This is a genomic window from Paenibacillus sp. FSL R5-0887 (assembly GCF_038002305.1).
GTDB classification, from domain to species: Bacteria; Bacillota; Bacilli; order Paenibacillales; family Paenibacillaceae; genus Paenibacillus_AQ; species Paenibacillus_AQ odorifer.
Window position 1 is genome coordinate 3,421,844 of the sequence record NZ_JBBOCE010000001.1, and the last position, 13,977, is coordinate 3,435,820.

General features: G+C 46.2%; 11 protein-coding genes. 1 reads left to right on the plus strand and 10 read right to left on the minus strand.

Translation table 11 applies throughout. The features are described 5' to 3' along the window. Positions 1 to 25 precede the first annotated feature (25 nt). From radC to MKY14_RS15305, 4 genes are all read right to left on the minus strand, one after another. Complete coding sequence (gene radC, locus MKY14_RS15290; RefSeq protein ID WP_036685147.1) at positions 26 to 715, minus strand: RadC family protein; 690 nt, start codon at positions 713 to 715, stop codon at positions 26 to 28. A gap of 25 nt (positions 716 to 740) precedes the next feature. Beyond that, complete coding sequence (locus MKY14_RS15295) at positions 741 to 1,337, minus strand: Maf family protein (RefSeq protein WP_076186081.1); 597 nt, start codon at positions 1,335 to 1,337, stop codon at positions 741 to 743. Between the two features lie 34 nt (positions 1,338 to 1,371). Next, positions 1,372 to 1,617 carry a DUF4321 domain-containing protein gene (locus MKY14_RS15300; protein WP_036685144.1) on the minus strand — a complete coding sequence of 82 codons (246 nt, stop codon included), beginning with the start codon at positions 1,615 to 1,617 and terminating at the stop codon, positions 1,372 to 1,374. A 199-nt stretch (positions 1,618 to 1,816) separates the two neighbouring features. Further along, a complete protein-coding gene (locus MKY14_RS15305; RefSeq protein ID WP_076194477.1) occupies positions 1,817 to 3,055 on the minus strand; it encodes an SPOR domain-containing protein in 1,239 nt (412 codons plus the stop codon). Between the two features lie 216 nt (positions 3,056 to 3,271). Between MKY14_RS15305 and MKY14_RS15310 the strand changes: the two genes are divergently transcribed. Then, positions 3,272 to 4,258, plus strand: a complete 987-nt coding sequence (locus MKY14_RS15310) for a diaminopimelate dehydrogenase (RefSeq protein WP_340977056.1) — start codon at positions 3,272 to 3,274, stop codon at positions 4,256 to 4,258. Positions 4,259 to 4,350: 92 nt separating this feature from the next. Here MKY14_RS15310 and MKY14_RS15315 read toward each other — a convergent pair whose 3' ends face one another. The 6 genes from MKY14_RS15315 to MKY14_RS15340 form a co-directional block, all read right to left on the minus strand. Then, complete coding sequence (locus tag MKY14_RS15315; protein ID WP_340392681.1) at positions 4,351 to 5,538, minus strand: glycosyltransferase; 1,188 nt, start codon at positions 5,536 to 5,538, stop codon at positions 4,351 to 4,353. Positions 5,539 to 5,875: 337 nt separating this feature from the next. Next, positions 5,876 to 7,033, minus strand: a complete 1,158-nt coding sequence (locus MKY14_RS15320) for a GGDEF domain-containing protein (protein WP_076280013.1) — start codon at positions 7,031 to 7,033, stop codon at positions 5,876 to 5,878. Between the two features lie 33 nt (positions 7,034 to 7,066). Next, positions 7,067 to 8,233 carry a GGDEF domain-containing protein gene (locus MKY14_RS15325; RefSeq protein WP_076129397.1) on the minus strand — a complete coding sequence of 389 codons (1,167 nt, stop codon included), beginning with the start codon at positions 8,231 to 8,233 and terminating at the stop codon, positions 7,067 to 7,069. A gap of 209 nt (positions 8,234 to 8,442) precedes the next feature. Then, positions 8,443 to 9,819 carry a UDP-N-acetylmuramate--L-alanine ligase gene (gene murC / locus MKY14_RS15330; protein WP_036685137.1) on the minus strand — a complete coding sequence of 459 codons (1,377 nt, stop codon included), beginning with the start codon at positions 9,817 to 9,819 and terminating at the stop codon, positions 8,443 to 8,445. A 6-nt stretch (positions 9,820 to 9,825) separates the two neighbouring features. Then, entirely contained in the window at positions 9,826 to 11,202 is a 1,377-nt protein-coding gene (locus MKY14_RS15335) for a bifunctional folylpolyglutamate synthase/dihydrofolate synthase (protein ID WP_076129399.1), read from the minus strand. 5 nt (positions 11,203 to 11,207) lie between these two features. Then, positions 11,208 to 13,907, minus strand: a complete 2,700-nt coding sequence (locus MKY14_RS15340) for a valine--tRNA ligase (RefSeq protein WP_076297113.1) — start codon at positions 13,905 to 13,907, stop codon at positions 11,208 to 11,210. Positions 13,908 to 13,977: the final 70 nt, after the last annotated feature.

Consider the following 13,977-nt stretch of genomic DNA (forward strand, 5'->3'; position numbering starts at 1 on the left):
TTTCCTAAGTAAATCTACATTTATATTACATATGTCCTTTTTCTTTCAAGCTTACGAAACTGCTATCTCCGATAATTAGATGGTCCAGCACATCTATTCCGATAATCTCACCTGCCTGAAGCAATCTAGCAGTTAGGGAAATATCTTCTGGACTAGGTGTTGGATCACCACTAGGATGATTGTGCGCGCATATAATAGAGGCGCTACTGCATTTTATAGCTGCTCTGAATACCTCACGAGGATGAACGATCGAAGCATTCAGGCTGCCCATGGACAATGTTTCTTGTCCAATCACATGATTCTTCGTGTTCAGAAACAGACAGACAAAATGCTCCTTTTGCAAATAACGCAATTGCTCAGTCAGAATCTCAGCAGCGTCCCCAGGACAGCGGATAATGACCGGCATATTGAACCTGGAATTCGCAAGGCGCCTTCCCAGTTCGATGCCTGCTTTTAGTTGTACGGCCTTGGCAGGACCGATACCGTTGATTTTGGTCAGTTCTTCGATGCTAAGGTCAACTAGCCCACGCAGGCCACCGATCTTCCCCAGCATCTGCTGTGCAATATGAATAGCCGACTCGCGGCGTGTTCCCGTACGCAGCAGAATGGCTAACAACTCCGCTTGACTTAATGATTCCGCCCCATAATGCATCATGCGCTCTCTAGGTCGTTCTTCATGGGGGAGGTCCCGCAGCATAATTGGTTGCGACTCCATCCCTATCCCTCTTTCCCCAGGCTTCCTACCGGCTCAATACAGTTATACCGAACTCGGATAGCATTTCGCCAAGAAGCGACAAAGGCAATCCGACTACATTGAAATAACAGCCTTCAATTCGTTCCACCAAAATGGACCCAAGCCCTTGTATCGCATAAGAGCCAGCCTTATCAGCGGGCTCTCCCGTAGCTATATAAGCAGCAATTTCCTCTTCAGTCATTGCCCTCATCGTTACGGAAGTAACACGGTGCTCCACTATAGTCTTCCCATTCGGGAGTCCGAGGCAGGCTACACCCGTGTATACCTTATGAGTTCGGCCCTGAAGTCTGGTAAGCATCGCTTTGCTGTCCAGCTTGTCCACCGGTTTGCCTAGCACAGTATTATCTAGTACAACAATTGTGTCGCTTCCTATAATGACTGCGTTACGCTCTCCGGCTGTAGCTACTACGGCTTCTGCTTTTCGCAAAGCTAGACTGCGCACGATTCTCTCCGGCGTCCAATCCGGCGGTGTGCTCTCATCAGCTTCGCTGGTAATGACCTCAAAGGGTAAACCCAGTAAGGATAACAGTTCACGTCGACGCGGTGAACCTGAGGCTAGAATAATGAGTGGTGAGTTGTCCACGTTGTAAACGTCCCTTCTTGCTCAGTAACGAGAGTTACAGTCTGCGGTACAGCCATACAGCTGTAATAATACCGGCGAGACTAAGCATGCACAATTTCAAATGAATAGTGATGTCATAGGTTATGATGTCTAAATCGGCTCGCGGAGACCATTTGAGCACAGTCGATGTTGTTAGAAAAGACAGAGCCTTTACGGGCTGCAGCAGCTTGGCGATCCAGGCTCCAGCCAGCCAGCCTAGAATTAGAAATAACAGCAGTGTTCCTACATTTTTCTTCTTCATCTCAGTCTTCCCTCGCCATTTTTTGACACCCTAATTATTATACGGTGAAACGGTGATCAATACAAACGTAAAATCCCCTACGGTAATGTTTACCACCTTTTGCCCTAAAAGTTGCGGAACGATACCCCTCTCCGAAAAAAACAACAAGCCCCCAATTCCCCGGAGACTTGTTGTTATTTTGAATCCGCAATCCAAGCATTCAATTCATAGCAGACAGCAGCTGTTTTTGGCTGGTCAAGAAGCTCAGCATGGATTCCTGCACTTCCCAAAGCAGGGCTTGCGCCTTGTTCTTGTTATATTCACTCAGTGCTGAAATTCCTTGGCTCATAGATTTCTCTAGCGCTGCGCAAATGCTTTTGGCTTCAGGCGTTATGCCTTGCTCCAGAGCTTTAACAGCTTCACTCCATTGGAGATGAAGATCACTCACAGCTGAGGTATTAGCTGCCGCATCCGTTTGTCCGCCACTGAGTAAAGAAGCGGATTGACTGCTTAGTTCACTGAGCAACTGTCCACTCACCGCAAAATAACTATTCACAGCCTCCGCATTTCCGGCAAATCCTAATCGTTCCACTCCGGGAAGATCCACCTCTCTTACATAAAGCTCAATCCCTTGATTCTTCAGTCCACTGCTGAGCAGCTTAGCTTGTTCACGGTCAGAGGACATTCCGGCATATACACGATTTCCGTCAGCAGGGTCCAAGCCCGCAGCCAAGCCAGCGTCCAACAGCTCTTGTCTAGCTTGTTCCGCGCCTGCCGGCGTACTGAATACGCCATACTGCAGCAGGTAGTAGCTTTGCGCAGCCACTTGAACAGGAATACTGTTTTTGCCAGCATCATCTGTGCCCGTAACCGGCAATCCCGAGGTTCCTACACCTGCTGGATCATTAGCTCCGGAAGTCTGCCCTGAAGTAGCCAATGTATCTGTTATCCCGGTTCCTGAACTACTATCCATGTTTCCTCCATAAAAAAAGGAAAGCGCCGCATACCCAAGCAGTAGACCTGTGCCGATGGCCCCCACCACAGACAGGGATAATTTCCACCAATACGATGGGCGACGAGTATGATATGAGCCCCCATAACCTCCCGTGTAAACCTCTGCTGATTTATCTCTGTCATCTAGTACCAAATCTGAGAGCAGATACGATTGCTGCGTATTTCTGAAATCTCTATCCTGTTCGTCCCATTCTTGCTGGCGTGGATCTACAGTTCCTGAGTAATAGTCGTAAGCATCCTCCGGCGGTGCCTCACGCGTAGAACGTAGATCAGGTTCTTGCACCCAAGTATGCTGCTGTGCTGGACCGACCTCCTTGCGCAACTCCTCTGCATATTCTTCAGCTGTACCCAGTCCGCCACTGGACCAGCGCTCCACTACCTGCGGTTTTGGCTTAGGCTCGTCCTTATTCACGTCAAATCGGAATGTCATTCTTCCGTTATTCAACAGTAACACCTCACCTCATCTAATCTATATGGAAATATATGATAGACAATAGAGAGATATGCTATTTTTATAGCCAAATGAATAATGAAAGTTATACGGATTCAGTTTACATTACATGTAACTTTTATATACTATATAAAAAGAGCTAAAAGTGTGCACTATACTAGTTAAGCTAGAAATAGGATTTTAGTTCATTACAGTTTAGGAGGGCTTTTTCTGAAACAAAAAATTCAAGCAGCAATTGTGGGCTACGGTAATTTAGGAAAAGGTGTACGTAAGGCTATTAACCAAAGTGAAGATATCGAGCTGGTTGCGATCTTTACGCGCAGAGAGCCTGGACAACTAGAAGCCGGTGAAACCGGTGTGAAATTCGAGCATATCTCTGCCGTCGAACAATATAAGGGAAAAGTAGATGTTATGATTCTGTGCGGAGGATCGGCTACCGATCTGCCAGAACAGACACCAGCTATTGCCCGGATGTTTAATACCGTGGACAGCTTTGACACTCATGCCAAAATCCCTGAGTTCTTTGCGACCGTTGATGCCGAAGCTAAACAAGGCGGAACACTCAGCGTAATTTCTACGGGCTGGGATCCAGGCCTGTTCTCCATGAACCGTCTGCTAGCTGAAGCTATTCTTCCACAAGGTAAAGAATATACTTTCTGGGGTAAAGGCGTCAGCCAAGGTCACTCTGATGCCATTCGCAGAGTAGAAGGCGTTAAAGGTGGCGTACAATATACTGTTCCAGTACAAGAGGTTATCGAGGCCATCCGTGCGGGTGAAACACCAGAACTCACTACTCGTGAAAAACATCTTAGAGAGTGTTTTGTAGTAGCTGAGACAGGTGCAGATCAAGAGCGCATTCGCGAAGAAATTGTGAATATGCCGAACTATTTTGCAGATTATGATACTACGGTTACTTTCATCACTGAAGAAGAACTGGCAGCTCAGCATAGCGGTATTCCGCACGGCGGGTTTGTTATTCGCAGTGGGGTAACAGGAGAAGGCACGAAACAAATTGTTGAATTTGGCCTGAAGCTGGAGAGCAATCCTGAATTTACAGCTAGTGTGCTTGTGGCTTATGCCAGAGCTGCTCAGCGTATGAGTCAAGAAGGTCAAAGCGGAGCGCGTACTGTATTCGATATTCCACTTGGGATGTTGTCTCCGAAATCACCAGAAGAACTGCGCCGCAACTTACTCTAAAATCCTGTCAACAAATAACCCGCGTAGGACTTTTAAGGGTCCTCGCGGGTTATTTGTTGTCCAGAGCGGCAAGCATCATGTCTGACAACCCTCTATACAAGACTAAGAATCTTACTCTTAACATGATTCATTTCGTAATTCTTCAACAAAGTCTCATGCGCACGATCCGCAATAATGGCGCCAAGCTCAGGATTTTTCAGTAAATTCAGTACACTTCCAACAACCTCAACTGAGGTATTAGCCAGCAAAATATTTCGGTTATGCTCACAATTCAGCTTCTCACACATGATTGAGCTAGTAACCACCGGGGTTTTTAGCGCCCAGGATTCCAGTATATTTCTAGAAACTTCGCAGCCTTCAAGGATAGGCACCAGAACAGCTTTAGACCGTCGTATGTATTCAGTAGAGGAATTTACTGGTCCAGTGACTATGACCGATTCATCTTCCTTAATCAAAGTCATGACCTCTGGGTGAACCTCTGAGCTGATAATGTAACTTTTGATATCAGGCACTTGTTCTTTAATCATGGGATAGGTTTTTTTAAAGAATACTCGGGCTGCATCTATTCCCAGTCTCATATTCATATTCCAGTGCAGCACAATTGAATTTTCTTTAATCACAGGCTCTGCAAAAGTCTCATACTCATTCATCTTGATGAAATGGGGGACAACATGAACCTTACGAGCATCGGCAAATGATAGAGATTTGAACGCTAGTGCATCCCATTCCGAGGTTGCTAAAAGTAGTCCCGTCTTATTCATTAATCGCCGTTTATTCCTACGATCCCATGCAGCATTGAGTTTATTATATGGATTCTTCCTGCTTAACTTTCCTGCCTCTCCGGCAGATCCTCCGCTTCCGTTTGCAAAACTATAGGTATCTGTGATCACACTGGCTTCTGGAAGCAAGTTCCGCACCATATCAATGCATTTACCCAATAGGACATGCGATATAAATACATGCTTGTAATTATTCGAACGGCAAAGCTCCAAAATAGTGTTCTTCATATCTTTATCTATATGACTTAAATTTGAGAAATTCCGCAGTTTATGTAAGGGGCGCAGCATTGGCCTCCAGGTCGTATAATCTTCATTAATGTTATGAACCGTAAGTGCCGTCCGCTCATTTATAGACACGGTTTGGTTGGCACTGCCGTACGTCAGCAAATCTATATCAAATTTCCCAAGCAAAATCTCGAGAATACTCCCTGTTCTCATTTCTCCTTCTAGATCCTCTGCGCTTTGATTCTGGGCTGATAGGAACAGCATTCTTTCTCGCATGACTCTGGCTCCTTGTATTTTGTAATAAAAACCCCCATCTACTAACTGAAACTTTAGATGCAGTTCAATAGTAACTCATTTCAATTAAAAGTTTTGTCGATTTATAGGAGAAGTCTAAAATTTTTTAAGTTTTTTTCTGAGTTTCCAAAATTCTATCACGATTTACCCTTATAAAACGCCACATTTTCTAAAATATAGACTAAAACCCCTTTTTTTACGCCATACATAATCATGAATTGCTCTATGGATAGAAATCGTAATCTTTAGGTAATATGTACTACGCCTCTTTGCATACAAAAAAAGCATCTCCCTCGCTTAATGTCGAAAGGAAGACACTTTAGTTGTCATAGCTTCTAACTACACAGTTCCGGCCCTTTTTCTTAGCCTGATACAATGCAGTGTCACTAAGTTTGTAAAGAGTGTTCAATGCGTATCGTTCACCTGAATCCACCGTGATGATGCCAACACTTATCGTGTAATGCAAGGGCACACCATGAATGACCGCCCCTGTAACCGCTGTGCGCATCCGCTCTGCAATCATATCACTGTTTTGTTCATCGGCTCTATGCAGCAGCACAGTGAACTCCTCACCACCGAATCTTCCGAACAGATCACCATTGCCAAGCTGCTGTTTTATTTTATGAGCCAGATCTTTTAGAACGTGGTCGCCGGTATTGTGGCCGTAGGTATCGTTTATGCGTTTAAAGTGATCCACATCCAGCAGTAAAAAAGAATACGGCAGCTTCTTCATTGCTGAGGCAGCTATTAAAGGCCGGGCGCGCTGTACAAAGGATCTGCGATTCAAAATACCTGTCAACACATCATAAGTGGCCACCCGTTCCAATTCTGTAAAGGAATCCTCCCTATAAAGCAGCATGATTCCTGCAGTTCCTAAGAACATAAGCAAATAAATCCCCAGATAAAAAAATATCTGCAGCCAGTGAGAGGTCTGTGCATTCCATCCTAACATCGAATAAAACGGTTCAAGTCCCTTGCTAACCAGCGCTAAAATTACAACAAAGTACAACAATCCTATGGTTCGCTGGAGAGAGGTCTCTCTAATCTTCACAGCTAATATATAAGCTGGCAACGCTAAGATCATAATCCCAAATAGACAAGTTGCAGCCATAACCAACCGCTCATCTGGCATAATTATATGCAGTAGCACTACGATGACAATGGATACTCCGAACAGGATCGTATAATATCGTTCAATCCTACTCCCAAAAACTCTGAGAAGCATCAGAAGCGCTAAGCTTTCCAGCGTACCTCCAGCTAAAGCAAGCAGCATACTGATTGGAATGGGAAGTCGTGAGTCTGTGAAATCATTCAGCAAAAGGAGAATTAAAGCTGCCAGCTGCAAATATTTTGCCGTGACAAACAAGGTAGAAGTCCGTTCCTGCGCGTAACGCAAACGATAGACGACAATAAGCAATACCGTAAAGGATTGCCACATAAAGAGGCAGACCAGCAGTGTCTTGAGATCCAGATGCATGTTAGTGAATTTCACCCCCTGTATTCTCTAAGCTCAATAAATATAATTGTATCTGACCACTCGGTTTCTTCCTTCTTGTTTGGCTTGGTATAACGCTTTATCGCTCAGCTTGTACAGCTTATTTATCCAAATCTCCTGATCCGGTATGATTGTAATTACACCTATACTAACTGTATAGCCTTGTAAAAGTTTTTGTGTAGGCGTCTTCATTACTGCCTTTCGTAACACTTCAGCTTTCCGGTCACAGCTAGCTTCATCCAGCCCGCAAAGGATAACTGCAAATTCCTCGCCGCCCAGCCTGCCAAATAAATCGCTGTTTTCGAGGTTGTCCTTAATCGTCAATGCGAATTCTTCCAGAACAACATCGCCGGTATCATGGCCGTATGTATCATTGATTTCTTTGAAATGATCCAAATCCAGCAGCATAAACGAAAAGTACTCTTGCTCAGCAACTGCCTTCTCAAGCCGAACCTCAGCTTCCTCAAGAAATGCTCCACGGTTAAGGATTCCAGTCAGATCATCGTAGCTAGCGATTCGTTTCAGTTTTACAAAGGAATGCTCGTTAGAAAGTAGAATAAAGCCTGCGGCTCCCACAATCAACAATAAATACATCCCCAGGTAATATAAATACTGCGAAAGATTAGTTGTGAACACGTTCATCTCTGGCTCCCAGATCAATGCAACAATCGCGCGGAGCAGCATAATCCCTGCAAAAGCGTAAAACAATATTCCGAGTATCTTCTGAAGAGGGGTGCCTTTGGGGTTCACCGTGAGGTGGTAAGCTGGATAGACAATAAACAGTATTGACCATAATGAGGTACAGGCTATGCGCCAGCTGGAATGATGAAAGAAGATCGCAACAATACTAAAAGTAATCGAACTAAGTATGGAAAGCGTTATGTAATACAACTTTATCCGCTGACCAAGGATTCCCATCATCAGCAATAAAGCAATAATCTCCAGACAGCAGCCTAAAAGAATCAAAGCGTTGCTAAGTGGAATGGATAAAGCGCGGGGGATATGACCCCATAATAATAATGAACACCAGAAGAGCAGCTGCACCGCCTTGGAGCGTATGAATAAGGTGGATGCCCTGTCTTTAGGAGCGCTCCTCCGGTAATTGGTTATCAGCAGCAATATAAATAGATTTCCAAAAATAAATAAATACACTAACGTTTTGATATCAAGCTGGGAGTCCATGAGTCACCACCTACACGGAAAAATTGATCCTCTACTGACAGCACTATAGCACTCAATGGCTGGTTCAGCAAATACCCTATTTATTTCATTTTTTAGAATGTACATACACCGCTTAAGTATACAAAAAAGCACTTCCCCCTGCACGGAGCTCGGGGGGAAGTGCTATGGTCAAGAGAATATGAATATTCTCGTGTAGGCCTGTGTTTGTATTAACGCTTCTTCAAGCCGTCCGCCAATGCGTATCCAACCTTCCAGATATCGCCTGCGCCCATCGTAATCACTAGGTCACCTGGGGCAATACGAGGTTTCAGATCAGCAAGCACATCTTCTTTGGTTGGCAGATGTCTTGCACCAGCGTTACTGTTCTGCACAATAAGCTCAACCAGCTTCGCAGATGTAACCCCCTCAATCTGCTTCTCACCTGCCGGAGAGTAGATGTCGGTGATGATCACCTCATCTGCTTCGCTAAAGGCGCGGCTGAAGGCATCTAGCAGGAAGAACGTACGTGTATACCGCTGAGGCTGGAATACGGCAATAATCCGTTTCCCCGTTGCCTTAGCAGCACTGATTGTCGCCTGAATTTCAGTTGGGTGATGCGCATAATCATCGATGACCAGAATGTCATCGACTTCTCCGAGCACTTGAAAACGGCGCTTCGCACCATGGAATTTCACGATCGCTTCAGCGATTTTTTCAAAAGAGATTCCTGACTTCAAACAAGCGATAACCGCAGCCATTGAATTATACAGATTGTACTGGCCTGGCACGGATAGTTCAATTTGTCCCAATACTACGCCATTATGGTTCATCGTATACGAAACCTGACGGTCGCCAAGAACGATGTCTGTGGCAATATAATCTGCAGTCTTCGACTTGATGCCGTAAGTAATCACCTTACCTGACACTTCAGGCAATAAAGAAATCACGTTCTCGTCATCTGCACACACAATCGCAGTGCCGTCTTCACGGGTCTGGTTCATAAACTGTACATAAGCAGCCTTGAGACGGTTAAAATCTCCGCCGTAATTCTCCAAGTGATCTGCTTCCACATTCGTGACAATTCCAAGCCAAGGGTGATAGTGCAAGAAAGAGCCATCACTCTCATCCGCTTCCGCCACTACATAATCGCCTTGTCCTGCCTTTGCATTCGTACCGACGTTCATAATCTCTCCGCCGATAATATACGTAGGATCAACTTCACACTCTTCCATTACAAGTGCGATCATAGAGGATGTAGTTGTTTTACCATGCGCTCCGGCAACAGCTACCCCTTTACGTTCGTTCAATAAACGGGCTAACATTTGTGAGCGGTGCAGAATTGGAATCTTAAGACGCTCTGCTTCCACCCATTCCACATTATCGCTGGACAAAGCCGTAGAGTACACGACCAGATCCGCACCTTTTACTTGTTCTGCTGTATGCCCAATATAAATCTTGGCACCTTTAGCAATCAATTTATCCGTCAATTCTTGGGCAGCCACATCGGAGCCCGTAACCGTATATCCCATTTCTAGCATTACTCGGGCAATCGCGCTCATACCGTAGCCGCCGATCCCTATAAAATGCACACGTTCAGTAGTATCCAACAGTCGTCACCAGCCTTTTTCAGTATCGGGTTGCTGCAAAAGTGTACCGCGCACGTCAGAAATCAAATACAGCGTACCAGATACGACGGCAAGGTCATCCTCCGCTGTAATCGACTTCAGTTGTTGCAGCGCTTTTCCCCAATTATGTTCTACTATGATTACCAAGTTTTCCTTGGCATATTTATCCCGCAGACTTTCTGCGATAACCTGCAGATGCTCCGCGTCCATTTTGTTCTGGAAATCCGGTTCGGTCAGGATGAGCGTATCCACTATAGGCAGTATATGCTTAAAGTAGGATTCATGATGCTTATTTGCCATCATTCCCATAAGTAAATTTAATTTACCGTATTTATAGAGCTGTGGCAGGCTTTTGGCAAGGCTCTCCGCGCCTTCCGGATTATGTGCTCCATCCAGTACGATCCTCGGAGATTTACTTACCTCTTCCAGCCTTCCAGCCCAAAATGCATGACGCAATCCTTCCAGAACATCTTCATCCTCTAGCATGAACGCCATATACTGGCGCAAAACTTCAAGAACCATCATGGCTCCCGCCGCATTGCTAATCTGGTGTTCGCCTTTCATCACAATCCCAAGTTCAAGCGAACGGAAGGGACCCTTAAAGTTAAAGGTCTGCACATCCCCATGGATTCCAGTAGCTTCATAGCTAAAATCTTCTCCGGCAAGATAAAGAGTAGAGCGGCAAGCCGCCGCTTTCTCCTTGAGTACAGCCACGACTTCCGGTTGATTTACGCAGCTAACAACTGGTACACCGGGTTTGATAATCCCGGCTTTCTCCATTGCAACCTTCTCAAGCGTATCTCCCAGAATATCCATATGGTCATGGCCGACATTTGTAATCACCGACACGATCGGAGTAACGATGTTCGTTACATCCAGCCTTCCCCCAAGCCCAGTCTCCCATACGACAACATCCGGACAAGAAACACCCGCAAAAAATAGAATGGCCACAGCTGTAGTTACCTCAAACATCGTTGGTGAGCCAAATTCCGTTTCTGCAATCTCATCTACCAAAGGACGAAGGGTATTCACTAGCTCAAGAAGAGTTTCTTCAGGAATGTCCGTATTATTATATTGGAACCTGTTCGTGAACTTCGTAATATACGGAGACGTGAAGGTGCCGACGGAATAGCCGCTTTGCAAAAGTGCGCTTGTCAAAAAAGCACAGGTGGAGCCTTTGCCGTTCGTACCCGCCACATGAATAAATTTCAGCCGACGGTGCGGGTTTCCCAGCTTGTCCATCAACATCTCAATTCTGTCTAAACCTGGCCGGATTCCAAAAGGAATCAGGCCCTTGATCCAGTTAACCGCTTCGGTATATGTCGCAAGAGGGGCGGTGCTCCCGCCCCGATTTAGGTCATCCATGTCTCTTATCCTCTCAGCTCTGCTATGCGGGCAAGTACTTTCTCACGTTTGGCGGAATAATCCGCCTGCTTCGCCTGCTCCTCTTCGATAACTTTTGCGGGAGCTTTGGCCACGAAGCCCTGATTGCTCAATTTTTTCTCTACGCGTTCTACTTCGCTGTTCAGCGTCTGCACTTCTTTTTCCAGACGAGCGATTTCTTGTTCAATATCAATCAGCCCCGACAAAGGCAGAAGCAGTTCCGCTCCCGTTACTACAGCGGACATTACCTTGTCTGGCGTTTCCGGATTCAGGCCAGCTTCGAAAGAAGAGGTATTGCAGAAACGTCCGATGTAGTTGTCGTTACGAGTAATGATGCTCAGCGTTTCCTCATTGCTCGCTTTAATAATCAAATCAACCTTTTTGCTCATCGGTACATTTACTTCAGCACGGATATTACGAACTGCCCGGATTACATCCATCAGCAGGTTCATTTCCGCTACCGCTTGCGGGTTCTCCAGAGCAGCATCATACTCAGGCCAAGCAGCCAAAGTAATTGTCTCTCCTTCATGCGGCAGATGCTGCCAGATTTCCTCCGAAATAAACGGCATAAACGGATGGATCAAGCGCATCGTGCGGTCGAGTACATAAGCAAGTACGGACTGTGTCTTCGCTTTGGCTGCGGCATCCGTTCCGTAAAGCGACAGCTTCGCGAACTCAATATACCAGTCACACAAATCGTCCCAAATGAAGTTGTACAGCTGGCGGCCGGTCTCGCCGAACTCGTACGAGTCAATTAGACGCGTAATTTCACGAGAAGTTTCGTTCAGGCGGTGTAAAATCCAACGGTCAGCCGTAGTTAGCTCCCCAGTAATGTCAATATTCTCGAAGCTAACTCCTTCAAGATTCATGAGGGCGAAGCGTGACGCATTCCAGATCTTATTAGCGAAATTACGCGCCTGCTCTACCTTTTCCCAGCGGAAGCGTAAATCCTGACCCGCTGTGCTGCCGGTAGAAATCATATAACGCATAGCATCTGCGCCATACTTCTCGATAACCTCAAGCGGATCTACACCGTTGCCGAGTGATTTGGACATTTTTTGTCCTTCAGCATCCCGTACCAAACCATGCATCAATACGTCCGAGAATGGTTTCTCTCCGGTGAATTCCAGTGCCGAGAAGATCATCCGCGCTACCCAGAAATAAATAATATCGTAGCCTGTTACAAGCACATCGTTCGGATAGTAACGTTTGAAATCTGCACTGTCTTCATTCGGCCAGCCTAGGGTTGCAAACGGCCAGAGGTTGGAGCTAAACCAAGTATCCAGCACATCCTCGTCCTGTTTCAGGTCGGTTAAGCCGCTGATCCGGCGCGCTTCTTCCTCGTCATTCGCCACAACCAGCTCACCGGTAGATTCAGAATACCAAGCCGGAATACGATGTCCCCACCAAAGCTGACGGGAAATACACCAGTCGCGTACGTTTTCAATCCAGTTCAGGTAGGTTCTCTCGAACCGTTCAGGTACAAAGTTAACCCCATTACCATCCTTCTGTGCATTGATGGCAGCTTCGGCGAGCGGCTGCATCTTCACGAACCATTGTGTGGACAGGTAAGGCTCAACAACCGCTCCTGAACGTTCACTGTGTCCAACTTGATGCACATGATCTTCAATAGAGATCAGAACGCCTTGCTCCTTCAGATCCGCCGTGATGGCCTTACGGCATTCACTCCGGTCTTGACCTTGGTAAGGTCCTGCTTCTTCGTTCATCGTACCGCTCTCATCCATTACGTTGATCTGCGGCAAATTGTGCCGTTGACCTACCTCGAAGTCATTTGGATCATGAGCTGGCGTGATCTTAACCGCACCGCTGCCAAACTCTTTATCTACATACTCGTCAGCGATAATTGGAATCTCCCGGCCGATAATCGGCAGGATCAGCGTTTTACCAATCAGATCTTTATAACGATCATCCTCAGGATGAACAGCAACTGCCGTATCACCCAACATCGTCTCCGGACGTGTGGTCGCTACAGTGATATGTCCGCTGCCATCTTTAAGGGGGTAACGCAGGTGGTACAGATGACCGTTAACTTCCTTATATTCAACCTCGATATCCGACAACGCCGTACGAGCCGCCGGGTCCCAGTTGATGATACGTTTACCGCGATAGATCAAGCCTTTATTATAAAGCTTAACAAATACCTCGCGAACTCCCTTCGACAAACCCTCATCGAGGGTAAAACGCTCGCGGGAGTAGTCAAGGGAAAGTCCCATTTTTGCCCACTGCTCATGAATGGTGTTCGCGTATTTGTCTTTCCAATCCCACACCTGCTCCAGGAACTTCTCACGTCCGAGGTCATGTCTGGAAATCCCCTGCTCGCGCAGCTTCTGCTCTACCTTCGTTTGTGTTGCAATACCTGCGTGGTCCGTACCTGGCAACCAAAGCGTATCGAAGCCCTGCATCCGTTTAGTACGAATCAGGATATCCTGTAATGTGAAATCGAGCGCATGCCCGATGTGCAGCATTCCCGTTACGTTTGGCGGCGGGATCACAATGCTATAGGCCTGAGCATCCGGACGCTGGCCTGCACGGAAATATCCGCCCTCTGTCCAGTAGGAATACCATTTCTGTTCTGCTGCCTTCGGATCATACGTTGTTGGCATCTCGTTTTTAGATTCATTCGTAGCAGCAGCATCTGCCGCTGTTAGATGGTTTTGGTCAGCCATTCTCTGATACCTCCACTAGTTTACTTGTAGTTGCTTATAGTTGTTAATAAGTTGCTGTATAGAGCACACA